This is a genomic window from Gracilimonas sediminicola (assembly GCF_024320785.1).
Lineage (GTDB): Bacteria > Bacteroidota > Rhodothermia > Balneolales > Balneolaceae > Gracilimonas > Gracilimonas sediminicola.
Window position 1 is genome coordinate 797,267 of record NZ_JANDBC010000001.1, and the last position, 24,488, is coordinate 821,754.

A 24,488-nucleotide genomic window follows, 5' to 3' on the forward strand; every position below is an offset into this window, starting at 1 on the left:
TTTTTTAGTAACCTTTAACCGGTACTCTGCATTGCAGCGGCAATTCCGTTGATGTTCAGGAATAAAACCTCTGTCAGTTCTTCTTTTTGTTCCTTCTCATCCGCTTCCTTCCATCTTGATAACAATTCTGCCTGAATAATATTGAGCGGATAGGTAAATGGGTTTCTAAACAATATCGAATTCTGAATCACTTTATTATGATCCAGTATGTTTTCATAACCTGTTATGGAGGTGACCCAATCTTCTGCTCTTTCGAAATTTTCAATTAAAAGTTTATGGAATTTTGAAGGTTTGGTGTTGTATAAATCTGAAGTTGGCAAATGCGTTCGGGCCATTTCACGCTGAGAGTTATTCAACACCGTCCGGAAAAACGTCCACTCCTTATTCCATTTTTTCAGGACTTCCAATGCCTGACCATTCTTCTCTTTAGCAGCTTCCAGCCCTTCTGCTATGCCGTACCAGCCCGGAGTATTATAGCGTACCTGTGTCCACGCAAATACCCAGGGTATAGCTCTCAGGGTATCAAAAGTCATGGAGTCGGATGATCCTCGTGATACAGGCCGGGAGGCTATCGGTAATTTACCAATGTGTTCAATCGGGGTGATTCCGGAATACCAATCCCAGAATTCCGGGTCGTCAATCAGGTTTCGGTATGCTTTCATGGAAGATGCGGCCAGGATCTCGATAATCTCACGTTCCTCTGACTTGTCGGATAAGTAACCGGGTGCCTCAGAATATTGCGCCATCGTTACTTTGGTCATGGCATTCACAATTTGTTCAAGGTGCCGATGGGTGATCGATGACAACATATACCTGAACGAGATCACTTCGCCCTGTTCCGTAAAACGAATACGCCCGTTGTTGGCAACTGCCGGCATGGCTACAATGGCCTGGTTCGACTGACCTCCGCCCCGGCCAACAGTTCCTCCCCTTCCATGAAATAACCTGAAATCGACTTCATGTTTACGGCAAACGGTTCCAAGTTCATACTGAGCCTTATTCAATGCCCAGTTGGCCATCCAGTAACCACCGTCTTTGTTGCTGTCAGAATAGCCCAGCATTATTTCCTGGAAGTTTTCCCTTGATTTCAGATGCCGTGCAAAAAGATCGTGCTCGTACATTTGCCCCATCAAGTCTGCACTGTTTTCGAGATCTTCAATGGTCTCAAAAAGTGGAACAATATCCAGCTTACTGTCAACCTCTCCTTTTGTGAGGCTCCATAATCCTGATTCTTTTGCAATCAGCATTACTTCCAGCATATCGCTGATGCCATGCGTCATACTGATGATGTAACTGCCAAATGTGTCGGGGTTCAGCGACAGCATATCACCAATTTCTTCAAACACCGTCATTACCCGGCTGGCTACTTCCGAGCGTTCACTTTTAATAGGGCTAAGCGGACGGGGATTCGAAAGCTCCTGAACCAAAATATCTATTTTTTCATCTTCGCCGAGTTCACCGTATTTCTCAACCACGTTAGCCTGAGAAAGCAGCTCCGCTACTGTTTCTTCATGCAAGCTACTGTGCTGTCGGATATCCAAAGCACTTAAATGAAACCCGAAGGTTCTGGCGCGGATGATCATATCCTGAAGTTTGCCCTGCTGAGAAAGTCCGGGCAGGCCATTTTCGACCAGGCTTTCTTTAATCAGCTCCAGGTCTGCTATAAACTCCGATGCAGTGTATTTCTGAGATTTTTCCAGAATGTCTTTCTTATCTCCGTCAAGGGCATCCAGTAAATACTGAACCTTCTCCATGACATGAACTACCTTCCGGCGATACAGCTCATGAACATAACGGCGACTGATACGCTCAGAAATCGGGAATTCCTTCTCGTCTTCTTTAAGCGATTCTTTTAGTGCATCAGAAACAGAACCCTGCTTATCAGAAACGCTCAGGTATCTTCGCAGCTCATTCAGATCCTTCAGAAACTTACTCAGCACAGTTCGTCTCTGCTGAATTACGGTTTCCCAGGTTACGCTTGAGGTCACGTTCGGATTTCCATCTCTGTCGCTTCCAATCCAGGAACGATATTTCAGCACGATGGGGACTTCCGGGCGTTCATTGTAATAGGTATCAAATGCCTGGCGAATATCACGGTATAAAATTGGAATTGAATCCCAGATGGAATGCGTAAAATAGAACAACCCGTTCTCCACCTCATCCTCTACCGATAAGCGTTCCGCTCGGACTTCATCTGTCAACAGAAGCAGGTTCAACACATTCAAGATCTCGCGTCGCAAATCAATTTTCTCGTCCGGGGTGATGTCACTGTCTCCCAATCGTGAAATCATCGAAGCCAGCTCCTGTTGCTTCAGTAAAACACTTCTTCTGCGAGCTTCAGTGGGGTGCGCCGTAATAGTAGGTTGAATATCCATCTGTTGAAAAACATCCAGGGCTTCTTCGTAGCTATACCCTTCTTCCTTCAGCCTGTACACCGCTTCGGCAATACTCTCTTTTCGGGGCGACTCCGGCGTTTCCTCAAACTCCCGGCTTCGGTTCACCCTGCTGATTTCGTATTGCTCCAGCGAGTTCACAAGATGGAAAAAGGTGGTGTACATCCGCAGCACTTCCTTGATTTCCTCCAGTGACATCCCGCTCATTTCTTTCTGAAGGGATTCAAGTGCTTCCTCATCTCCTTCATCCAGGGCTTTTACACTTTCAAGGGGGAGCCTTCCGAGTGTTTCTACTAACTCCTCGCCATGTTGCCGGGCGGCAATTTCCTCTAAAATCTCTGTGAGGTTAATAACTCTCTTTGATAAGCTTTGGCTGATCCCGCTGCTTTCAGCAAGATTACGGACGGTTTCTTTCCAATGCATAAATAATAAAAGTTTGAAATGAGTGAGTGAGTGATTAAATAGTTAAGGTAGAAATAAATAAACTCTTTTATAATTTCTTAAAACTTAACGCAACACTAAATATACATGCAATGAGTGTAAAACGCTGTGGCTGGGCTGAAGATCAATTCGAAGAATACGTAACCTATCATGACGAGGAGTGGGGTGTTCCGGTTCATGATGATAGAACCCATTTTGAGTTCCTGATTCTGGAGGGAGCGCAGGCCGGTTTAAGCTGGTCAACCATTCTTAAAAGACGAGATGGTTACCGGCAGGCATTTGCGGATTTCAACCCGGAGAAAGTCGCCCGGTTCGATGAAGAAAAAATTCAGGATCTGCTCCGGTTTAAAGGCATCATCCGCAACAAGCTAAAGGTGAGGTCGGCTGTGACTAACGCACAACACTTTCTTGAAATCCAGGAAGAATTCGGCAGTTTCGATGACTATATCTGGAGTTTTGTTGGGGGTGAACCGATTATCAATCACTGGAAAAGCATGAAAGAAGTGCCTGCTACTACTAAAGAATCCGATGCTTTGGCTAATGATCTGAAAAAGCGGGGATTCAAGTTTACCGGCAGCACCATTATGTATGCTCACATGCAGGCTTGTGGCTTGGTAATGGACCACACCGTGGATTGTTTTAGGTACGATGAGCTGAAATAGTTGCGTTAACATAACTCATCACCCGGCTCTCGTATATTCAGTTACCGAGGCCTACTTTAACCGAGCCGAATGATGGTAGGACACCATCATTTCGTTTCCCAACTAAAGCTCGAATTGCGTGAATTGAAGCAGAAACGGGGTGATGGATGGAAACCTATGCCTTTCTAATTCACTTCCAACCCGGAATTGGCAAGTGTACTAAACCCACCGATGTTATACACCTTTTCGAAACCGTTTTCTTTCATCAGCCGGGTAGCTTGCCCGCTTCGGTTACCTGAGCGGCAGTAAAGATAGTACGTTTCGTTCTTGTCCAGGCTGTCCAGCTTAGATTGGAAATCCCCGTTCAGCAAATCAAAGTTATGATCTGCCAAGGCAAGGTGTCCGCTCTTGAATTCATCCTTTGTGCGTACATCAATGACTACACCGGGCGTCTCCTGATGCTTTTGTTTGAAGGACTCAGGTTGCAGTTTCGAATTGTCCGAACCGGCTTTCTTCGAGTTAAAAGTCAAGAATAGTACTACGGCTAAAAAAACTACAGCTAAAACGGTTATAACTGTCTTCATAATTGATCCTGTTATTATTAAAAATTCGTGTAAATGATATAGGCTCCCATCACCATAAGGAAATAACCAAAACCGGTTTTAAGTTGTTTTTGGGGAACTTTTTGGCTGATTTTATTCCCCACAAAGCTTCCGGCTATTCCAATCAGGCTGAACACTCCGATCAGCTCCCAGTTCATCTCCAGGCCTTCCATGGCCAACACATCTATGTACTTGTAGAAGCCCAGGATGCTTTTGAGGGTAATAATCAAAAGGCTGGTCCCAACGGCCACACGCATCGAAAGCCCACCTATGAGTACCAGCGCCGGGATAATAAGGAATCCTCCCCCAACCCCAACCAAGCCGGTTAACACCCCCACGACTAACCCTTCGATAACCAACACCCACTTCGGTATGGATGCCGGTTTCTTGTACGAGACTTTTGTTCTTTCCCTGATCATCATGTACGCGGCAATGATCATCACTCCGGCAAAAATCATCAGCTGCGTATTCCCGGAAATGTATTGGGAAAGAGAAGCTCCGCCATAAGTACCAATCATGCCCGGGATTCCGAAGAAGATCAGGCTCACCCAGTGAACTTCTTTTTTTATCACATAAGGGATCGAACCTATAAAGCTGATTGCTGCCACAATCCCTAACGATTCAGCAATGGCCAGCTTTTCGGGCTCACCTACAAGGTAGATGAGCACCGGAACGGTAAGGATTGAGCCGCCCGAACCAAGCAGTCCAAGTGATATTCCAATAAGTAAGGCCCCGCACCAGGCTAACCACATTAGTTAGCCTCTGCAGTTGTCCAGTTATTCTTCTCTAACCACGGCTCTACCATGTCATCAATGTATTTCACCGCATAATCGGCTCTTTCAAGCATGGCAGATGCTGCCGATGCACGCGCACCTGACTTACAATGAACCATGATTGGTTTGTCGTTCGGGACTTCATCAAGCCTTTCCAGCAGCCTTGTGTGGGCAATGTTCATGGCTTCAGGATGATGACCTTCATCAAACTCGGATTTCTTACGAACATCCAGAAGGTTTGCCTCACCTGTTGCCAGGTATTCTTCTGCTTTTTCGAAGTCAATGGTTTCAGTGGTAAAAAGCTCGCCGCCTTTTTCAGAAAACTCCTGAAGCTGTTCCGGGGTTGCATACCCTTTCACATTATCCAGACCAATGCGGATCAGATCTTTTACCGCCTCTTCCACTTTATCCTGCTCAATGATCAGGTAGATGTCTTCATCTTCATTCACGTAAGAACCAACAATGGTGTTGAACTGCTTATTCATGGGTGAAAGCAATGCTCCCTGAATATGCTTATTCATAAACTCTGTGCGGTTTCGTGTATCTACAATAACCGCGTTATCAAGCCGCACATCACCAATCATTTTTTCAACGGAGATGTGTTCCGGATGTGGCATTTCGCCCAGAACTTTGGGCCCTTTTTTGTTATCGCGCTTCATGCGGGCAAAATAGAGCGGTGGTTCCGGCTGTCCGTCCAGAATATAATCTACAAACTCCTGCTCGCTGATTGCCGCCCGGATGGAACCGTTAAAACGTTGCTCATACCCAACGGTTGATTCCGGCACGGCTCCCAGTGCTTTACCACAGGCACTTCCGGCTCCGTGTCCCGGCCAAAGCTGTAGATACTCCGGCATTTCCTTAAATCTCTGGAGTGATTGATACAGCACTTTGGCTGAGCTCTTCATCGCTCCTTTCTGCCCCGCTGCTGATTCGAGCAGATCAGGTCGGCCCACATCTCCTACAAACACAAAGTCACCGGATAGAATCCCCATGGGTTCATCGGTGGCAGCACCATCGGTTACCAGGTAGCTGACGTGCTCGGGCGTGTGCCCGGGACTATACACCGTCGTAAATTTGATATTACCTATCGAAAACTCATCGCCGTCTTTCAATAGCTTGTGGTCGTAATCACTGCCCATGAGCCATTCGTATTTCCAGTCCTTGTCGCCTTCGTCTGAGGCGTACACGGTAAGGCCTTGCTCGGCAAGTTCGCGTAAGCCGGACAAATAATCGGCATGGATGTGGGTTTCTGCTGCGGCTACCAGTTTAAGGTTGTTTTGCATGGCGAGCTCCTTATATCGGTCCACATCTCGCATGGGATCAATAATAATGGCTTCACCTGTACGCTGACAACCGATCAGGTAGGCATATTGTGCTAATTTCTCTTCAAATATTTGCTGAAAAAACATAAAGCTTAGTATTAATTTAGTGAGGCAGATTTGGTTTCAGATATCCGTATGCTAATGCGCCAAAGATAGCACTTAAGGTTGGGATCAGAAATATTAAATATCCACTCCCGATTAAAGCATACATGGGGCCTGGGCATGCACCCGTAAGTCCCCATCCAAGGCCAAATATGGTTCCGCCTATGATGTAGTTTTTAGTTTTAGAATTATCTTTCTCTTTGATGGAAATCGGATCACCGTTCACATCTTTCACATTCCACTTTTTAATAAACATAGTGGCAATCATCCCCACCACTACGGCCAATCCAATGATGCCGTACATATGTATGGAATCGAAACGGAACATTTCCTGAATTCTGAACCAGGAAACCACTTCTGATTTCACCAGAATAAATCCAAATACAATACCTGATAGAATAAATCTCATGATAACCTGCTTAATTTAGAATGAGTGGTAGAATGGCATAGGTTGTTATCAACCCACCGATAAAGAAACCGATAACGGCAATCAAAGAGGCTTTTTGAAGGGTAGCCAAGCCTGTAATGGCATGGCCGGAAGTACATCCGCCCGCATAACGTGCCCCAAAGCCAACGAGAAAGCCGCCTAAAATCATCAATACAAAACCGGCCGGACTTACAATATTCGACCAATTAAAGATTTCGAGGGGAATCAAACTGGTGAAGTTACTGATGCCCAAAGCTGTGAGTTCTGATTTGGTAGCTTCGGAAATTTGAACGGTGTAATCTCCGGCGTTAGTCAATCCGGCAATTACTCCACCGATTAACACTCCGGCCACGAGTTTCAGATTCCAGGCGCCTTCTTTAATCCAGTCGTAATTAAAATATTCCACCTTAGAAGGAACCATGGATGCACAAGCGTGCCGGAAGCTGGATGATATTCCAAAAGTTTTGTTTCCAATAACCCAAAGCAGCGGAAGCATCAGGCCTATAAGCGGGCCGGCCACGTACCAGGGAATTGGCTGAGTGAATAGTTCTGTCATTTTTTGATCTTATTTGATGAATGTCTTTTTGATTCGTGACAATGATAAGAAGCTGAATTAATTTGTTACAACATGTTATAACAAGTATCTTTCGTCTCCATTGCAATTCATGAATTCATTATGTCTGACTATAATTCAAAACACGAAAAAGTAGCAACGAAACTGCGTGATGAGATCACCGGAACGGAATATGAGCCCGGCGACCAGCTTCCATCAGAAAACCGATTATGTGATTACTTTAAGGTGAGCCGGGTTACCGTTCGCCATGCGTTATCTACCCTGGAAAATGAAGGCCTGATTTACCGAAAACAGGGAGTCGGAGCTTTTGTAAGCGATCAAAAACTGAAAAGTTCGCTGGTTCGTCTTACTGATTTCTCCGAAGACATGAGGCAGGCAGGTTTGCAAAGCAGTTCCCGGCTTATTTCCCTCGATCGGGTAGATCCCATTCCCGAAGTAAATGAAGTGCTTCAGCTGCGTCCCGATATGAAACTCATCCAAATAAAGCGGGTGAGGCTTGCCAACGGAAAACCGGTAGCCTTCGATATCACATGGCTGCCACCCGGGTATGGACAGCTGTTGTTTGATGAAGACCTCACCACCCAAACCATCTATGATGTGTTTGAAGATAAATACGAAATTCTGATACAAGGAGGCAGCTACCGGATCACGGCAACAAATGCCGATGAATCCATTGCCAAACACCTGAACCTGGACCCGGGAAGTGCTTTATTGGAAATAGACCGGTGTTCTCGTACAACCGGAGATAAAAAAGTGTATTTCCAAAAAAGATATTACAATCCGGCTCATGTTTCTTACGTGATGGAATTGTACCGAAATGAGGACGAGAACGGTTCCTATAAAGATGGACTACCGTTAAAAGAATTTTCTCCTGTATTTGCTAAATAGTAATGAAAACATCATTTTCCGAGTATCTAATCACTATTCACTAATTGTATTGATCTAATGAAAATAACAGAGAAAATATTGGTAACCTCATTGCTGTTGCTCGCCATTTCGTTTTCGGGTGTACAGGCACAGTACCTTGAGGAGTTTGAAGAGAAAGTAACCGAGTTCACCCTCGATAACGGACTTACATTTGTTGTCATAGAACGTCCGGTTGCTCCGGTAGTCAGTTTTGCCACCTATGTAAACGTCGGGGGTGCAAACAACCCACTTGGGAATTCCGGACTTGCTCACGTTTTTGAGCACATGGCTTTTAAAGGAACTCATGAGGTGGGAACCAGCAACTGGAAAAAAGAAAAGAAAGTACTTCAGAAACTGGATGCTACCTACCAAAAGTGGCTGGAAGAAAAACATTCCATCAATCCTGATTCTACAAGAATTAATAAGCTGTGGAGCGAGTTTGAAGCCCTTCAGGAAGAAGCCGGACAGTATGTGGTTAACAATGAATTTTCTGAGATTGTGAATCGCAACGGGGGTACGGGAATGAATGCCACTACCAGTGCCGACCGCACCAACTATTTCTACAGCCTTCCGGAAAACCGAATTGAGCTTTGGTTTAGCCTGGAATCTGATCGCTTTCTGAATCCGGTGTTCCGCGAGTTCTATAAAGAAAAAGAAGTGGTTCGTGAAGAACGCCGATCAAGTTATGAATCAAGTCCGGTTGGGAAACTATACGAGGCTTTTCTGACCACTGCTTATAAAGCTCACCCCTACGGAACTCCAAACATCGGCTGGCATTCTGATATCACCGCAACAACGATGGAAGATGCCCGTGAGTTTTATGAGACCTATTATGTACCCAATAACATCACCATTGCCATTGCCGGTGATGTGGACCCAAATGAAGTTCGGAAACTGGCAAAAACCTATTTTGGGCGGTTGAAGAAAGGCCCTACCCCTCCTCCGATCTTCACCGAAGAACCTGAGCAAATTGCAGAAAAAAGATTCACCATCGAGCAACAATCCCAGCCATTTTTGTTATTGGGATACCATACGGTGAACGATCAGCATCCTGATCACAATGCCTTAAATCTGCTTAGTAATATTCTTGTGGGCGGAAGGACTTCCAAATTATACAAGCGACTTGTTGAAAAGGAACAGGTTGCTCTTGGCTTCCAAAACCTGAATGGGGTTCCGGGAACCAAATATGAGAGTATGTTCGCCCTGTTGGCCGTACCGAACCGCGGATATGACACCGACACTCTCGAAACTGCCATTTACGAAGAGCTGGAAAAAATCAAAAACGGTGAAATTACGCAGGAAGAACTTGACCGCGTTCGAACCAATGCACGCGCCGGGTTAATTCGTGGACTTGATTCCAACTCAGGCCTCGCTGTACGACTTGGACAGGCTCAATCACTGCAAGGCGACTGGAAAAAAGTATTCACCAACCTTGAAGACCTTGAAGCGGTGACGATTGAAGATATTCAGCGCGTGGCGAAGAAATATTTAGTGAAAGAAAACCGAACGGTAGGTTCCATTGTGAATGCTCTGGCCGGGGAGGTTGCAGATGCGAATCAATAACAGAATTTTTAAAAGAATGGATGCTGGAAAAATGATTACAACTATGAAAAGATTAAGTCTTTTGTGCCTCGCGTTAGCACTCACAAGTTCTGCGCTTTTTGCACAAAAGAAGTACGATGAGATCAAATACCCGGAGCTGAACAGCTTTCAGGTTCCTGAGGTAGAAACTTCCACGGCCGATAATGGCATCACCTACTATTTACTGGAAGACACCGAGCTTCCTCTAATCGAGCTGCGAGTGAATATTAAAACCGGGGGCGTTTTAGTGTCTGCCGAAAAAGAAGGCCTGGCTTCCATTACCGGAACCGTTATCCGATCAGGAGGAACACAGTCTATCCCTGCCGATTCCCTCAACGTACTGCTTGAAAACAAAGCAGCGAGTATGGAAACGGGTATTGGGTTTACATCCGGCAGTGCCTGGATGAATGTGTTGGCAGAAGATTTTGATGAATTGCTTCCCATATTCATCGACCTGCTTACCAACCCGGCTTTTCCGGATGACAAGATTGAGCTTGCAAAAACTCAGACCAAAAGCAGCATTTCACGCCGAAATGATAACTCGCAAAGTGTAGGCGTTCGCGAATTTCAGAAGCTGATTTATGGTCCTGAATCGGTGTATGCCCGAACTACGGAATATGAAACCATCGACAACATAACCCGGGAAGACATCGTCAATTTCCATAAAGATCATTTTGTATCTGAGAATATGATGATTGGTGTGGTTGGTGATTTCGATGCTTCCGAAATGAAGCAAAAACTGGAAGAAGCTTTTAGCAACATTCCTTCCGGTGGAGAAACCTCACTCAACTTCCCTGAAGTTGATTATGAGCCACAAAGCACTATCAACTTTGCTCACAAGTCGGATGTAAACCAGAGTTTCATCCTGATGGGCCACCTGGGTGGTATGCGCGACAATCCTGATTATCCGCAAATTCAGGTAATGAACCGTGTACTTAGTGGTGGTTTTTCCGGCCGGTTGATGCAGGTTATCCGAACTGAAATGGGGCTCGCCTATTCGGCCTTTGGTCAATACAGCATGAACTCCTTCTACCCCGGATTTTTCTTTGCCGGTGTATCTACCAAGAGCTCTACAACCGCTGAAGCCATCGAAGCAGTCATCGAGCAAATTCGCCGTCTTCAGAATGAACCCATCACCAAAAAAGAATTGCAGGATACCAAAGATCAAATCCTGAACTCATCGGTGTTTGAGTACGACAGCTATGAGGAAGTGCTCAGCCAGCAGATGTCGTATGATTACCGTGGCCTGCCCGGGGATGCTTTTGATCAATACATTGAAGGCGTAAAGAACACAACCATTGAAGATGTTCAGCGCGTTGCCAAAGAATACTTAAATCCTGATTACCTGCAAATCATGGTGGTTGGCAACAAAGATGAAATAGGAGATCAGCTGCAGCAATTCGGAGATGTAAATGAAGTTGATATTACCATTCCGGAGCCGGGTTCAGACGAACCGGTGGTTGACGGTGATGCAACCAAAGGAAAAGAATGGCTCGAAAAAATGGCGAATGCCCTGATAGAACCGGGCAGCGATGTGGTTGCCGTTCAGGAAAAATCGGTAATCACGCAGAAGACACCCATGGGTGATATGGACATCCAAAACTCGTCCGTCACCAACTTCGCGGATTACTCCACCGAACGAAACCTTACAACACCACAGGGTCAAATGACCATGAGCTTCAAAGACGGAGGCGGAACCATGCAGATGGGCGGCCAGCAGCGTCAGCTGCCTCCACAAATGGCTAAGCCTATGCTGAATGAAATGAAGCGTAATTACCTCTCCATTGCCATCAACCATGAGGATATTCAGGCTGAATACCTTGGTGATGAAACCGCTGACGGAGAAGACTATGCGGTGGTTAGAATGACCAACGATCAGGTTAAGGTAACTTACCTGCTGGACCAGGAAACCGGTCTCCCTCATATGAGTCGTTATACCGAGATGAATCCACAAACCGGACAGCGACAGGAAGCTAAAAGCGTGTATTCTGACTGGAACGAAGCCGGCGGGGTTATGTATGCGTATTCCGTCGTCACCTATGTTGACGAGCAGGTAGCTGCAGAGCTGACGGTTGAAAGTCACTCTATTCCTGAATAGTCGCTTTCACTGACTAATTTCAATCCCGCATTTCTTAATTGAGATGCGGGATTTTTTTAGCTATATACAATTGGTTGTTAAAATTTATAGAGGAGATACATCATGTCAGCCTGGGATAATGAATACCCTTCAAGTTCAGAGTATGCGCATTACTATGCAGGCTACGTTTCTCACGTTCCCAAGGGGAACATCATCGAAACGCTGAATACTCAAATGCATGAGATGTACACCTTTATCAATGCCATACCCGGGGATAAAGCTTTCCATGCATACGCTGAAGGCAAATGGACGGTAAAGCAGGTAATCGGCCACATATTAGAAACCGAACGGGTGTTTAGTTATCGCGGGCTGGCCTTTTCCCGCCGAGACCCAAATCCGCTTCCCTCCATGGAGCAGGATGATTACGTGAAGTATTCCAATTACAACAGCCGGACCATCCACAACCTCGCGAATGAATATTTAGCCGTCCGCATTTCCACCATTCACCTTTTCCAGAACATGACCAAAGAGATGATTTCCCTGAAAGGCACTGCCAGCGGTGTGGAGTTTACGGTCCGTTCTATCCCTTTCATCATTGCCGGCCACGAGCTGCATCATAAAGAGATTATTCGGGAGAAGTATTTGTAAGTAACCTTACTGTTACTCCACCGTAATCATGATCAATCTGCCTGTTCGGGCGTGTATTAAAATAGCGGTAAACTATAAAACGCATATAATCATGATTACCAGAAGCGTACTATTTTCGGGATCCCTTTTACTAATCGTTATTCTAATTGGGTGTAGCACCTCTTCTAACAAACCAAGCGAAGAAGAAATCAGAGTCGAGTATTTAGTCAATAATACATCAGACATTTCAATCGATCCTAATAATAAAGACTATGCTGATCTGGAAATACTTGGCAATTCAATCGGTGATGCAAGAGTTGTAACGCTTGGGGAAGCAACTCATGGTGAAGGGAATATTTTTGAAGCCAAAACGCGGGTAGCCGAATATCTGATTGAAGAAAAAGGTTTTGAAGTACTGGTTTTTGAATCTCCGCTATATGATATTCACCGGGCCATACAAAACATTGAACAGGGAGAAAACGCTGAGGACAATCTGAAAAATTCGATTTACTCAATTTGGACGAACGCCAATGAGTTTGCCCCAATGATCGAACTACTTAAGGATAAAATTTCAACCGGCTCATTAATTATTGAAGGCATGGATTCTGATTTCTTTTCCTTAGCCCCATTGTCTTTGGTAGATGATCTAAAATCTGCTCTTTCCAACAGCTCTATAGATTTTCAAAGTAGTAATTGGCAAACATTTGAAGACCTTCTTCAGAACTTAGTTGAATATAAATGGCAACAGACAGCTATAACCGAAGCTGAGAAAGCTATATTCGATGACGTACTTCAAGATATCAAATCCGAAGAAATAGACCTGTTCTGGGAGCAGATGATTTTGAGTATTGAAAATGAAGCAGAACGCAGGTGGATTGCCAAAAACGGGGGACCCTCCAATTCAACCGGAGGATTAAGGGACCTGCAAATGGGCGAGAACCTGATCTGGATAGCTGAAGAATTACATCCTTCGAAGAAAATCATTGTTTGGGCTGCAAATGTACACCTTGCACGAGATATGAGTGATATTGTAGCACCTGAAGACCCGGATTTCTCTTTTGCCGATTTTGAAACAGCGGGAAAAGTAGCCGGACAGTATTTTGAGGATGAGCTATTCACTATAAACTTTACCGGACTAACCGGAAACTGGGCTCGTTGGTTTGATTCAAATCCCTCTCCGGTAACCTTATCATCAACCGGCAGTATAGAGTACCTGCTTGGTGAAACCGGCAGAGATCATACATTTATTAATCTCAGAGACCTTTCTGACGAAGGTAATTGGCTTAGCCAGCGCCTTCTCGCCAAGCCATTCGGTTATGTTGAACTTGAAGCCAATTGGCCTGAAGTAACAGATGCGTTTTTCTTCGTTAAAACGATTACGCCGGTATCCGGGAATGAATAAGCACAACAGGAAATGCAAGAAATTCCTCTAACTACCCTCCGCCAAAAGCTTTAAATAATATTGTGTGAATTTATTTCTTCCCTTTATCCTCATCACAGAGCAGAGCGGCGGAACGAGAACAAGTTGCATTCAGCTATCAATATAAAACAGCAGCCAACCGCATAATCTGTGTTCTAATAGTAATGAGATAGAAACCCTGCTGCTTAAACCGCTTCCGCCTTCTCCGTTCGGCGTTTCTTGCTCGATATTCCCTCACCTATTCCAGCGTATAGTACTTTTTGGACCAACTCATCCTCATCCGAAATTTCAGGCAGATTCAAAGCCAATCCCTCATCGATCCAACGGGATAAAGTTTGTGGGAAGTGCTGATTTATATGATAAACCACCGTTCCTCCCAGCCGGGTAAGAGCTTCGGCATTGCACAGCTGCTCGTATTGGTTTTTGATGGGAATGGTGAGCAGCTTCTTTCCCAGTAACATAGCTTCAGCAGTGGTTTCAAATCCGGTAGCAGATACGATCCCCAAGCAGCTTTCAATACTCTCCAGAAAAGTTTCTTTCCCAACCGGATATACTTTCACATTCCCTTTCGTGTAAATCTCCTCACAATCTGGAGAAAAGACATGCCATTGCACTTTCGGAACCTGATTGAATATGCTGCACAAGCTTTGGTGATCGAAGGCAGGCAGGTAAACAGTAATATGATTCCCCTGTACAGGGTTCAAATTCCGGATTTGTCGGCGAATGATGGGTGGTTCAATAAAGTCATCGTATCGCAGGTAATGAGAACCTACCGCTGCCGTACAAGGAGCAAAGTGCTTCATCACCTGCTCGGCCACAATCGATTTCTTAACGGGACGCGGAGCTTTACCTGACAAAAATGAAGCCTGATGACTGATGGCTACGCAGGGAATTCCGGCTCCATTAGCTGCCCATGCCGACACCGGTTCAAAGTCATTCACCACAAAATCGTACTCTTCAATCGGGATAGCCTGCATATCCTGTATAAACTTGATAGGATGAAGATTTAGCGCTGTTTCCAGCATATCCACGCTCCCGTTATTGTCATAAGCCAGGCTGAGTCCGCGGGCTTTGTAGGTAATCTCTCCGTCAATATTCATCTTGTAATTATAACCGCTGACCAGCACATCCACCTCCGCATGTTCTCTAAGTTTAGGCAACACCACCCGTGCCCGACTTATATGCCCGTGCCCTGTACCCTGAATACCATAAAGTATTTTCATCCAATCATCAGTTTTTTATTAAGCGTATGGCTCTTCATAAGCTGGTTAATCCTTGGGTTCTCTTGTAAAACCGTATCTTCGGAATAGCGATACAGGTTCCATTCTCCTCCGTCATATTCAAGGCAAGTCAGGTTTTCCACCCAGTCTCCGGAATTGAGATAAATCACCGACCCTTTCTCATTTTCATACCCGCGTATTTTGGGCTGATGGATATGCCCGCATACCACGTAATCGTACCCTTCATCAATGGCCAGCTCCATCGCCGTCACTTCAAAGTCATCGATAAAATTGACGGCTGTCTTTACCCCATCTTTAATTTTTTTGGATAATGAGAACTTCCCATATCCCATTTTCTGAGATATCCAGTTCATCCAGCGGTTTATCAGGATCAACATTTCATATCCTTGTCCGCCCAGCCTGGCAATCCACTTACTGTGTTTCATGGTCACATCAAAAATATCCCCGTGGAAAAACCAGACCTTCTCCCCGTTCAACTCAAGCACCAGTTTGTCCCTAATAAACAGCGGACCCAACTGCAGGCTGGAGACTTTTCGTAAGGTTTCGTCATGATTGCCCGTCAGGTAATAGATATCCACTCCGTTGGTCATCATGGTGATAAGCATTCGGATGACGTGCATGTGGGATTCCGGCCAGTAATATTTCCGGAAGTTCCACATATCCACAAAGTCCCCATTTAGAATGACTCGCTTGGGATCGATGGAATTCAGATATTGGGCCAGTTCGACAGCATGACAGCCAATGGTTCCGAGGTGAACATCAGATATTACAACGGTATCGATTGATCTTTTCATAGTCTGAGATGATTATTTGAGACAAAGATCGCCGGCCTATGTTATCATGGGTTATCCCAAGTGTTATGAATTGATTAGATGATTGTTATGGAATTATGAATCTTAAATTTTAAATGCTAAATGTTAAGTTCATTCAAGAACGAGACATACTGCCATTTAAAATTTAACATTCATCATTTAACATTTCTGAAATGAGTGAAGAAAACGCAAAGAAGATTTTACACGTCCACCTGCCCGAAAATGAAAAGTTTAAAACTACACTTACAGCGGGAAAGCATGAACTCCTCGCCGACGAGCCGGAACATGTAGATGGAGGCGAAGATCAGGGCCCCGATCCGTATGATTACCTCTTGATGGGGTTAGGATCATGCACACTTATGACGGTGAAAATGTATGCCGAACGAAAAGGCTGGCCGGTGAAAGATTTGTATCTGGAACTTCGCCACAACAAACGCCACGACGAAGACTGCCAGAATTGTGAAGACCCCAAAAGTAAGATCGACGTCATCGAAAAAGAGCTGATTGTTAAAGGAGATTTAAGCCAGGAACAGCTCGATAAACTTCTGGACATCTCCAGGAAATGCCCGGTTCATCGTACGCTTGAGGCCGACATCCGAATTAAAAGCTCCGTAACTGAATAAATCCTTCCTATGAACATGCGCACCTTATTATTAACTGCTGTTTTAATAGTTAGCGGGATGAGTTATGCTTTGGGGCAGCAACCGGATACATACCTAATTAATGAAATTAAATCCTATCAGGATTCTTTAGATCAGGCCTTCCAGAATCGAGATACTTCGCCGTTGAAAGAAGAAGATTTTGAGCGATTCACCGGGCTGGACTACTTCCCCATCAACCTGGATTATTACATCAAAGCTAAGTTCATCAGAACTCCCAATCAGCCGCCTTTTAAAATGCCGACCACCACTTCAGAAGTTAAAACCTATGAGAAGTACGGGGAACTCCATTTCTCCGTTTACGGCCGGCCCGTTTCCCTGGATGTATTTCAAAGTCACGAGCTGAGGGAAACAGAAAAGTATAAAAACTATCTCTTCTTGCCTTTCAGTGATGAAACCAACGGGGAAGAAACCTACGGCGGTGGTCGTTACCTGGAAATGTGGATTCCCGCCGGTGATTCGGTCATCATCGACTTCAACAAAGCTTACAACCCCTATTGTGTGTATAACACCAAATATTCCTGCCCTCTGGTACCCAAACAAAACCGAATGGATATACCGGTGTATTCCGGAGTGAAGGATTTTAAAAAAGAATAGGATTTTCGCATCCTTCCAGAGCTTTCGCTCCGACGCAGAGCAATCGAAGCGAGTAAGGTAGACTTGATTACAACATAGATTTCAGGAATCGTTCCTCCAACAAGTTCAAAAAATCCCGGTCATCCTCTAATCCCGAAAATCAAGGTTCAAAAAACGTTCAACTTTCAACGTTGGAAGTTCCTTGTTGGATGTTCAAGCTATTCTATACGGCTTCAATCCCTTCTTCATACGCCGACATCGGAATGCAAGAGCACACCAGGTTACGATCGCCATAGGCATCATCAACACGGGAAACGGACGGCCAGAACTTATCGTATTTGAGGTCTTCCAGCGGGAAGGCTCCTTTTTCACGGGAGTAGCTTCGGTTCCAGTCATCAGCCATAATCACGCGCTGTGTATGTGGAGCATGCTTAAGTACGTTGTCGTCTTTGTCGGCAATGCCGTCTTCAATTTCCTGTATCTCTTTTCGGATGGAGATCATGGCATCACAGAAACGATCCAGCTCTTCAACCGACTCACTTTCAGTAGGCTCAATCATCAGCGTCCCCGGAACCGGGAAGCTCATCGTTGGAGCGTGGAAGCCATAATCCATCAGTCGCTTTGCTACGTCCACGGATTCAATTCCGGCCGATTGCTTAAACGGACGAAGATCCACGATAAACTCGTGGGCCGAACGGCCGGTTTTGCCGGTATAAAGAATTTCATAATGATCTTTAAGGCGATCTTTCAGATAGTTGGCATTCAGGATAGCATATTTCGTAGCATCCGTTAACCCGTTGGCTCCCATCATTCGGATATAAGCGTAGGAAATAGTAAGAATGCTGGCACTACCCCATGGAGCTGCGGAAATGGCATTAACTCCTTTTTCTCCACCGGTTTTAATTACTGAATGAGAAGGCAGGAATGGAGTAAGGTGTTCAGCTACTCCAATTGGGCCCATTCCGGGTCCGCCCCCGCCGTGTGGGATACAAAATGTTTTGTGCAGGTTTAAGTGACACACATCTGCACCGATTTCACCGGGGCTGGTTAGTCCAACCTGTGCATTCATGTTTGCACCATCCATGTAAACCTGTCCGCCATGCTTGTGAATAATTTCACAGAAATCCTTCACTTTATGTTCAAACACGCCATGCGTTGATGGATAGGTAATCATGAGCGCAGCCAGGCGGTCGCTGTATTTTTCAGCTTTAGCCTCAAGATCGTCACTTGAGATATTGCCATGGCTGTCGGTATCTACTACAACTACATCCATGCCGGCCATTACTGCACTGGCAGGATTGGTTCCATGAGCAGATGAAGGAATCAGTGCTACATTCCGATGATCATCACCGTTGGCTTTGTGGTAAGCACGAATGGTCATCAATCCGGCATATTCTCCCTGCGCACCGGAATTGGGCTGAAGCGACATCCCCGCAAAACCGGTAATCTCACACAGCCAGTCGTTCAGTTCATTAAATAATTGCGTATAACCCTCAGCCTGTTCCCGGGGAGCAAAGGGGTGAATTTGACCAAACTCAGGCCAGGTAACAGGAATCATTTCGGCCGTGGCATTCAACTTCATAGTACAGGATCCCAGTGAAATCATGGAATGTACCAGCGAGAGGTCTTTATTCTCCAGTCGCTTCATGTACCGAAGCATTTCGTGCTCCGAATGGTACAAGTTAAATACAGGGTGATCCAGGTAATCAGTTTGGCGAGCCAGGTTTTCAGGATAATCCACTTTCACCTGTTGGGATTCAGCCTGAACGTCAAAACTGTTCTCTTTACCGAGGGCTTCTGCAAAAATGGTAAGTACCAACTCAGCATCTTCCAGGTTCTTGGCTTCATCAAAAGAAAGGGCGATGGTATTTTCGTCCACATAGCGGAAGTTCACCTCATGTTGTTCAGCTACCGCTTTCACTTTGGCGGCATCTGCCTTAACCGTCAGGGTATCAAAATAGGTTTCGGTTTGAACCTCGACTCCCATCTTTTCCAGTCCGGCTTTAGTCAGTTTGGTTAAGCCGTGAACTTTAGATGCGATGTTCCTGAGGCCTTCCGGTCCGTGATAAACCGCATACATCCCGGCCATCACCCCAAGCAGCACCTGGGCGGTACAAATATTGGAAGTAGCTTTCTCCCGGCGAATGTGCTGTTCACGGGTTTGCAGCGCCATTCGATAAGCCGGCTTGCCTTCTGCATCCTGGGTAACACCGATAATTCGTCCCGGAATTTTTCGCTGAAAATCTTCTTTGGTGGCAAAGAAGGCGGCGTGCGGCCCACCGTATCCCATCGGTACGCCAAATCTTTGAGAAGAACCAACTACCACATCGGCTCCCATTTCACCCGGAGCTTTCAGTAACGTCAGGCTCAATAAATCTGTAGCTACCACAGCATATACGTCGTGTTCATGTGCTGCCTCAATAATATTCGTGTAATCTTCCACGCTACCATCAGTTGCCGGGTACTGAAGCAGAATGCCAAATAATTCCGAATCAGTCACATCCAATTCATGATGATCTCCTACTCTCACTTCTACCCCAATCGGTTCAGCTCGGGTTTGCAGAACTTCGATGGTTTGAGGGTGACACAATTCCGATACAAAAAAAACTTCCGCCTCTTTACGCTTCTTGCCTCGACGCTGTCCGTACAGCATACTCATGGCTTCCGCGGCCGCTGTTCCCTCATCCAACAAAGAAGCGTTGGCCAGCTCCATTCCGGTCAGGTCGCTGACGGTGGTCTGAAAATTAATGAGTGCCTCCAGCCGGCCCTGGGCAATTTCAGCCTGATAGGGTGTGTAGGCGGTGTACCAACCCGGATTTTCGAGAATATTTCTTTTGATGACATTGGGAACGAGCGTATCGTAATAGCCCATGCCAATGAACGACTTATGGATTTTATTTTTAGAAGCCAGTTTTTTGAATTCCGTCAGAAAATCATGTTCACTTAATGCCCCGGGCAGGTCCATCGGTTTGTCTAAGCGAATACCTTCGGGGATGGTTTCGTCAATCAGCTTATCAACAGAATCGGCTTTGATGACCTCCAGCATTTTTTGGGTTGATTCCTGAGTGGGTCCGTTATGGCGGCGGGCAAATACTTCTTTCTCGAAATTAATGTCCATCTATGTAAGAAAAAATGAGTTGGTTTTGGTTGGTAGGAACAACGAATGACAAGAATAAAATTCCTTTGTCATATCGAAAAACAGGATTCTGTAAAATAAGGAAAAATGAGCTCAAAAGAGCAGACTTTAGAACGACAAATAGTTCATTTCTCACTTTTTTTTGATTTATTACAGGTCTTAATAAAAACCACTTATCTATTAACTAATTTTACCTGACATGGCAAAAGCATTAAAAATTTTAGCCTCCATCCTGCTTATTGGTAGCACCTCTCTTTTTGCGCAGGATGCAAGCTCTTTAAAAATTGTAATCGAACCCGATCCCGTGGAAGTAAAAGTTGGGGATGAACTTCAACTTAAAGCCACTTTGATGACCGAAGACGGTGAAGCCCTTCCCGACACCCTTCTATTTTATTCCCGGAACGGCCGGGACCTGGAAGTATCCAGAAGCGGACTTGTAAAAGCCAACAAACCGGGCACGTATTCCGCTATTGTTCTGCGCTCCGGCCCGCGGGATCAGCGTGTGATTAAGCAGTTCGAGATCAATGTTCCGTATCCGCCTATTGCCAAGGTAGAATTTGTGGATGTACCGGAAAACATCTACTCCAAAACAACCATCGATTTGAATGTACATGTGATTGATGCGATGGACCTGATTCGTGAAAACCCGGATCTGAATATCTCCAGCGACAACCAATCGGTAGCTATGGTAAGCCACGGCAAACTGGTAGCTCAAAAGCCCGGTAAAGCCAAAATCACGGCTGAGTCGGAAGGTAAAAAAGCCACACTTAATGTAACTGTGAAACAGAATCCTACTGCTTCCATCACCATTGGTAATACCGAAACTGAAGTGCGGACCGGAGATGTGATCACCTTTGACGCTAAAGCACTCGGCAATAACGGTAAGGAAGTAGATGCTCCGATCACCTATTCTTACACCGCTCAGCCGGATGATAACCTGGGACAAGGTGCCGAAGGACAAGTTTCTCAGAATGGAAAATTTGTAGCCAACAAGCCGGGTATTTTTACCCTCACCGCTCGCTCCGGAGATGTATTTGAAGAGCAAATTGTTCGGGTTAAAGACCGCAACGTACAGCAAGAAATTGAAGTAGTTGGGCATGGCGAAGTACTTGATGTTCATACATCCGACCTTTGGGTTTGGGAAGGTGTGGACGGCAGAGACTATGCCATCACAGGAACATGGGGTGCCAACGGCGATGCCTATTTCTGGGATGTAACCGATCCGGCTAATATCACACCTATCGATACTGTACGCGTGGATGCCCGCACCGTTAATGACGTGAAAATTTCTGAAGACGGAACCATTGGAGTAATCACCCGTGAAGGTGCTTCAAATCGTAAGAACGGAATGGTGGTTCTTGATGTAAGTAATCCCCGGGATGTAAAAATCCTCTCCGAGTATAATGAAGGACTGACCGGCGGTGTGCACAATGCGTTTATTTACGAAGATCATGTATATGCAGTTAATAATGGTCGCCGTTACGATATCATTAATATTGAAGACCCGGAAAACCCACAGACTGTTGGCCGATTTGAGCTTGACACTCCCGGACACTCGATCCACGATGTTTGGATTGAAGACGGAATTGCCTATTCCTCCAACTGGAGCGATGGTGTAGTAGCCGTTGATATTGGTGCCCAGGAAGGAGAAATGGGAACCGCCGGTGGATCTCCCGAAAATCCTGTTCAGTTGGGAAGTTATTCTTATCCAAGTGGATGGAATCATGCCGCATTCCCATTCAAAAGTAAATCAACAGGTGATTTTTATGTGATTGCCGGAGATGAAGCTTTCCCGAACGGACTTCCTTCCAGAAGCAATCCGGTAGCAGCTGCCGGCTGGATTCACTTTATTCAATTTGATGGCTGGGACCAACCAACTGAAGTAGCTCGATACCAGGTTCCTGAAGCAGGAACGCATAACTTTTGGGTTGTTGACGATCTGCTTTTTGTGGCTTACTACAACGCCGGCCTTCGCATCGTTGATATTTCCGGAGAGCTAATGGGTAACCTGTACGATCAGGGACGCGAGATTGCCAAGTTTGAGCCCACTCACCCCGATGCACTGGTACCAAACGCACCCTTTACCTGGGGACCACAACCATACAAAGGCCATATTTTCATCTCTGACTGGAACTCAGGATTATGGTCTATAAAACTGGTTGACAAACCTCAGCAGGGAACCAACTAAACGAAAAAAGCATCAAGACTATGAGTTTTAAGAGAGCTTTATTTGCATTGTGTGTTGGAGGCTTCCTTTTTTGGGGAACCTCCAATTCCTATGCTCAAGACTATTATGTGTATGTAGCCGCAGAGTCAGATGATGAAGTTCATCTGGTACATTTCGACGGTGAAACTCAGAAGGGTGAAATTGCAGAAACCATACGGGTGGGTACCTGGCCTCAGGAAAACGAAGGGCCGCACGGTCTCACCATCTCCCCGGATGGAGAGCACTGGTTTGTAAGCATTGCCCACGGAATGCCCTATGGTAAACTCTGGAAGTTCGAAACCGGAACCAACGAGTTTATTGGAGAAGTGGAACTGGGCATGTTTCCTGCCAGTATGGATATTTCCTCAACTACGGGTTTACTTTATGTAGTGAATTTCAACCTCCACGGAGATATGGAGCCCAGTACCGTTTCGGTGGTTGAGCCTGAATCAATGACCCGACTCTCCGATATCGAAACCGGCATTATGCCTCATGGTTCACGTATTAACAGTTCAGGGACCCGGCAGTATCATGTATCTATGATGACTGACGAACTGATTGAAATTGATACCGAAACTCTTGAAGTACAGAGAAAGCTCAAGCTCTCCGGTAAAAAAATGAGTGGAAAGATGTCGGCCGATATGGATCACTCCGGAATGAATCATGGTGAGATGATGCACAAACCAGTTGAAAAACCCACCTGGGCTGATCCTCACCCCACAAAACCCCTGGTATATGTTGCAGCCAACGGTTCTGATGAGGTTCTCGAAATCAACACCGACAAATGGGAAGTAACCAAGCGTTGGAAAACCGGAAAAGCACCGTACAACCTCGAAGTCAGCCACGATGGTAAGCTGTTAGTGGTAACATATAAAGGAGAAGGAGCAACCGGTGTTTGGGATTTGAGCTCCGGTAAGGAACTGGCAAAAATTAAAAACAGCCGAAAGGTAAGCCACGGTGTAGCTATTTCACCCGATAACAACTACGCATTTATTTCAGTTGAAGGCATTGGTGGTGAACCCGGCTCCGTAGATATCATCAACCTAAAAACCTTAGAGCGCGTTGATGTTGTAGAGACCGGTAAACAAGCCGGAGGCATCATCTTCTGGAAACAGGAAGGTTAGTACTTCAGCTTTCTATTTTGGAGTTTAAGCCCGGTGACTCCCCAAAAAGTGCCGGGTTTTTATTGTAAAGAAATAGAATGGCTAACGCTTCTGCCCTTCTCGCCCTCACGTTCAATCACTTCTTTGTCAAGAGATTTCACGGTGTATCCCAGCTTCTCGGCCATCCCGATGAGCAGCGGTTCCAGGTTTCCTTTTTCGGTATTAAACCTGACCAGGGCCTCCTGTGTGCGCATGTCAATTTTTTTGATGGCGCGGCCGAGCATATCGGCACATTTCAGAATTTCCCCCCCTGAGTACACATTCCGCTCCGATACCGGCGGTGGCGTGAATTTCTTTTTGAAGGTACTCAAAGATCGGATTTCTCCGGATTGGGCGTCCGGTTGCAGCCACTCTATATTGTGTTCAACATCACGGATGTAGTACGCAAGGTATCGGGGTTTTTCACTCTCAATAAAAAAGCTGAATTCCGTGAGCCATACTTCCTTTACGTTATCCATTTCCATATCAAACCAAATACCACCCCCCGGCAAACTCCATACTATCTTGTCCTCTCTGGACTTTCTCTTGTTCAACACCAGCGGGTAACTGTCCATAAAGGCATCGGTAATATCTTTAAGGTCTGCTTCGGGTGTAATCGTTATGGTAGGGTGATCTTCGAGCGGATCTACGAAGTCAGGCGCATCATTTTCAACTTCACATTCTATATCGCCGATTCGCAAAAGTATGCGGATCAACCCATCCCGGATAGGCTCCTTAAAAGCTAAAATATCGTTACTCATGCCTGATTATCATAGTTCAATCGATAAGGTAGTAAAATTATGAATCCTTTAATCTGAAAATTATTTAAC

20 protein-coding genes are annotated in these 24,488 nt (G+C 45.5%); 10 read left to right on the forward strand and 10 right to left on the reverse strand.

The genetic code is table 11. From position 1 onward, the window contains the following. Window positions 1-14 precede the first annotated feature (14 nt). Window positions 15-2,816, reverse strand: a complete 2,802-nt coding sequence (gene ppc / locus NM125_RS03685; protein ID WP_255132977.1) for a phosphoenolpyruvate carboxylase — start codon at window positions 2,814-2,816, stop codon at window positions 15-17. Between the two features lie 110 nt (window positions 2,817-2,926). Here ppc and NM125_RS03690 point away from each other — a divergent pair, with 110 nt between their 5' ends. Then, window positions 2,927-3,496: a DNA-3-methyladenine glycosylase I gene (locus NM125_RS03690; RefSeq protein WP_255132979.1), complete on the forward strand. Its 570-nt coding sequence runs from the start codon at window positions 2,927-2,929 to the stop codon at window positions 3,494-3,496. Window positions 3,497-3,660: 164 nt separating this feature from the next. Here NM125_RS03690 and NM125_RS03695 read toward each other — a convergent pair whose 3' ends face one another. From NM125_RS03695 to NM125_RS03715, 5 genes are read right to left on the reverse strand one after another with little or no spacing between them, the layout of a single operon-like run. Next, on the reverse strand, window positions 3,661-4,059 hold the full coding sequence (locus NM125_RS03695; protein WP_255132981.1) for a rhodanese-like domain-containing protein: 399 nt from the start codon (window positions 4,057-4,059) through the stop codon (window positions 3,661-3,663). Window positions 4,060-4,076: 17 nt separating this feature from the next. Beyond that, on the reverse strand, window positions 4,077-4,829 hold the full coding sequence (locus tag NM125_RS03700) for a sulfite exporter TauE/SafE family protein (RefSeq protein WP_255132983.1): 753 nt from the start codon (window positions 4,827-4,829) through the stop codon (window positions 4,077-4,079). Further along, the gene (locus NM125_RS03705; RefSeq protein ID WP_255132985.1) at window positions 4,829-6,259 is read right to left on the reverse strand and encodes an MBL fold metallo-hydrolase; all 1,431 of its coding nucleotides are present in this window, start codon (window positions 6,257-6,259) and stop codon (window positions 4,829-4,831) included. Before NM125_RS03705 ends, NM125_RS03700 begins: the two co-directional genes overlap by 1 nt. Before the next feature lie 16 nt (window positions 6,260-6,275). Beyond that, window positions 6,276-6,683 carry a DUF6691 family protein gene (locus NM125_RS03710; protein WP_255132987.1) on the reverse strand — a complete coding sequence of 136 codons (408 nt, stop codon included), beginning with the start codon at window positions 6,681-6,683 and terminating at the stop codon, window positions 6,276-6,278. 10 nt (window positions 6,684-6,693) lie between these two features. Continuing rightward, window positions 6,694-7,257: a YeeE/YedE family protein gene (locus tag NM125_RS03715; RefSeq protein ID WP_255132989.1), complete on the reverse strand. Its 564-nt coding sequence runs from the start codon at window positions 7,255-7,257 to the stop codon at window positions 6,694-6,696. A 120-nt stretch (window positions 7,258-7,377) separates the two neighbouring features. On the opposite strand from NM125_RS03715, the gene NM125_RS03720 reads away from it, so the two are divergent. The 5 genes from NM125_RS03720 (at window position 7,378) to NM125_RS03740 (ending at window position 13,868) form a co-directional block, all read left to right on the forward strand. Further along, the gene (locus tag NM125_RS03720; RefSeq protein ID WP_255132991.1) at window positions 7,378-8,163 is read left to right on the forward strand and encodes a GntR family transcriptional regulator; all 786 of its coding nucleotides are present in this window, start codon (window positions 7,378-7,380) and stop codon (window positions 8,161-8,163) included. Between the two features lie 57 nt (window positions 8,164-8,220). Beyond that, on the forward strand, window positions 8,221-9,744 hold the full coding sequence (locus NM125_RS03725) for a M16 family metallopeptidase (protein WP_255132993.1): 1,524 nt from the start codon (window positions 8,221-8,223) through the stop codon (window positions 9,742-9,744). 43 nt (window positions 9,745-9,787) lie between these two features. After that, window positions 9,788-11,860: a M16 family metallopeptidase gene (locus tag NM125_RS03730; protein WP_255132995.1), complete on the forward strand. Its 2,073-nt coding sequence runs from the start codon at window positions 9,788-9,790 to the stop codon at window positions 11,858-11,860. A 102-nt stretch (window positions 11,861-11,962) separates the two neighbouring features. Continuing rightward, window positions 11,963-12,487, forward strand: coding sequence for a DinB family protein (locus NM125_RS03735; RefSeq protein ID WP_255132997.1), 525 nt, complete (start codon window positions 11,963-11,965; stop codon window positions 12,485-12,487). Window positions 12,488-12,578: 91 nt separating this feature from the next. Next, window positions 12,579-13,868, forward strand: coding sequence for an erythromycin esterase family protein (locus NM125_RS03740; protein ID WP_255132999.1), 1,290 nt, complete (start codon window positions 12,579-12,581; stop codon window positions 13,866-13,868). Between the two features lie 203 nt (window positions 13,869-14,071). Here NM125_RS03740 and NM125_RS03745 read toward each other — a convergent pair whose 3' ends face one another. Both NM125_RS03745 and NM125_RS03750 read right to left on the reverse strand, forming a co-directional pair. Then, window positions 14,072-15,109: a glycosyltransferase family protein gene (locus tag NM125_RS03745; RefSeq protein WP_255133000.1), complete on the reverse strand. Its 1,038-nt coding sequence runs from the start codon at window positions 15,107-15,109 to the stop codon at window positions 14,072-14,074. Beyond that, window positions 15,106-15,921, reverse strand: a complete 816-nt coding sequence (locus tag NM125_RS03750; protein ID WP_255133002.1) for a UDP-2,3-diacylglucosamine diphosphatase — start codon at window positions 15,919-15,921, stop codon at window positions 15,106-15,108. The genes NM125_RS03745 and NM125_RS03750 overlap by 4 nt, the downstream gene beginning before the upstream one ends. Window positions 15,922-16,112: 191 nt before the next feature. Here NM125_RS03750 and NM125_RS03755 point away from each other — a divergent pair, with 191 nt between their 5' ends. Continuing rightward, window positions 16,113-16,562 (forward strand): OsmC family protein, encoded by a 450-nt coding sequence (locus NM125_RS03755; protein ID WP_255133003.1) that lies wholly within the window; start codon window positions 16,113-16,115, stop codon window positions 16,560-16,562. A gap of 15 nt (window positions 16,563-16,577) precedes the next feature. Next, complete coding sequence (locus NM125_RS03760; protein ID WP_255133005.1) at window positions 16,578-17,195, forward strand: DUF1684 domain-containing protein; 618 nt, start codon at window positions 16,578-16,580, stop codon at window positions 17,193-17,195. A gap of 202 nt (window positions 17,196-17,397) precedes the next feature. Here NM125_RS03760 and gcvP read toward each other — a convergent pair whose 3' ends face one another. Next, the gene (gene gcvP, locus NM125_RS03765) at window positions 17,398-20,292 is read right to left on the reverse strand and encodes an aminomethyl-transferring glycine dehydrogenase (RefSeq protein ID WP_255133007.1); all 2,895 of its coding nucleotides are present in this window, start codon (window positions 20,290-20,292) and stop codon (window positions 17,398-17,400) included. A gap of 217 nt (window positions 20,293-20,509) precedes the next feature. On the opposite strand from gcvP, the gene NM125_RS03770 reads away from it, so the two are divergent. Continuing rightward, window positions 20,510-22,498: an LVIVD repeat-containing protein gene (locus NM125_RS03770; protein WP_255133008.1), complete on the forward strand. Its 1,989-nt coding sequence runs from the start codon at window positions 20,510-20,512 to the stop codon at window positions 22,496-22,498. Between the two features lie 20 nt (window positions 22,499-22,518). Continuing rightward, a complete protein-coding gene (locus NM125_RS03775) occupies window positions 22,519-23,640 on the forward strand; it encodes a YncE family protein (RefSeq protein ID WP_255133010.1) in 1,122 nt (373 codons plus the stop codon). A gap of 59 nt (window positions 23,641-23,699) precedes the next feature. On the opposite strand, the gene NM125_RS03780 is transcribed toward NM125_RS03775, so the two are convergent. Beyond that, complete coding sequence (locus tag NM125_RS03780) at window positions 23,700-24,419, reverse strand: hypothetical protein (RefSeq protein ID WP_255133012.1); 720 nt, start codon at window positions 24,417-24,419, stop codon at window positions 23,700-23,702. Window positions 24,420-24,488 lie beyond the last annotated feature (69 nt).

Excerpts from the sequence above, each read along its gene's own strand:
- ppc (WP_255132977.1), bottom strand. The coding sequence starts at position 2,816 with ATGCATTGGAAAGAAACCGTCCGTAATCTTGCTGAAAGCAGCGGGATC.
- NM125_RS03750 (WP_255133002.1), bottom strand. The coding sequence starts at position 15,921 with ATGAAAAGATCAATCGATACCGTTGTAATATCTGATGTTCACCTCGGA.
- NM125_RS03705 (WP_255132985.1), bottom strand. The coding sequence starts at position 6,259 with ATGTTTTTTCAGCAAATATTTGAAGAGAAATTAGCACAATATGCCTAC.
- NM125_RS03700 (WP_255132983.1), bottom strand. The coding sequence starts at position 4,829 with ATGTGGTTAGCCTGGTGCGGGGCCTTACTTATTGGAATATCACTTGGA.
- NM125_RS03755 (WP_255133003.1), top strand. The coding sequence starts at position 16,113 with ATGAGTGAAGAAAACGCAAAGAAGATTTTACACGTCCACCTGCCCGAA.
- NM125_RS03710 (WP_255132987.1), bottom strand. The coding sequence starts at position 6,683 with ATGAGATTTATTCTATCAGGTATTGTATTTGGATTTATTCTGGTGAAA.
- NM125_RS03780 (WP_255133012.1), bottom strand. The coding sequence starts at position 24,419 with ATGAGTAACGATATTTTAGCTTTTAAGGAGCCTATCCGGGATGGGTTG.
- NM125_RS03730 (WP_255132995.1), top strand. The coding sequence starts at position 9,788 with ATGAAAAGATTAAGTCTTTTGTGCCTCGCGTTAGCACTCACAAGTTCT.
- NM125_RS03690 (WP_255132979.1), top strand. The coding sequence starts at position 2,927 with ATGAGTGTAAAACGCTGTGGCTGGGCTGAAGATCAATTCGAAGAATAC.
- NM125_RS03715 (WP_255132989.1), bottom strand. The coding sequence starts at position 7,257 with ATGACAGAACTATTCACTCAGCCAATTCCCTGGTACGTGGCCGGCCCG.
- NM125_RS03695 (WP_255132981.1), bottom strand. The coding sequence starts at position 4,059 with ATGAAGACAGTTATAACCGTTTTAGCTGTAGTTTTTTTAGCCGTAGTA.
- NM125_RS03725 (WP_255132993.1), top strand. The coding sequence starts at position 8,221 with ATGAAAATAACAGAGAAAATATTGGTAACCTCATTGCTGTTGCTCGCC.
- NM125_RS03760 (WP_255133005.1), top strand. The coding sequence starts at position 16,578 with ATGCGCACCTTATTATTAACTGCTGTTTTAATAGTTAGCGGGATGAGT.
- NM125_RS03735 (WP_255132997.1), top strand. The coding sequence starts at position 11,963 with ATGTCAGCCTGGGATAATGAATACCCTTCAAGTTCAGAGTATGCGCAT.
- NM125_RS03745 (WP_255133000.1), bottom strand. The coding sequence starts at position 15,109 with ATGAAAATACTTTATGGTATTCAGGGTACAGGGCACGGGCATATAAGT.
- NM125_RS03720 (WP_255132991.1), top strand. The coding sequence starts at position 7,378 with ATGTCTGACTATAATTCAAAACACGAAAAAGTAGCAACGAAACTGCGT.
- NM125_RS03770 (WP_255133008.1), top strand. The coding sequence starts at position 20,510 with ATGGCAAAAGCATTAAAAATTTTAGCCTCCATCCTGCTTATTGGTAGC.
- gcvP (WP_255133007.1), bottom strand. The coding sequence starts at position 20,292 with ATGGACATTAATTTCGAGAAAGAAGTATTTGCCCGCCGCCATAACGGA.
- NM125_RS03740 (WP_255132999.1), top strand. The coding sequence starts at position 12,579 with ATGATTACCAGAAGCGTACTATTTTCGGGATCCCTTTTACTAATCGTT.
- NM125_RS03775 (WP_255133010.1), top strand. The coding sequence starts at position 22,519 with ATGAGTTTTAAGAGAGCTTTATTTGCATTGTGTGTTGGAGGCTTCCTT.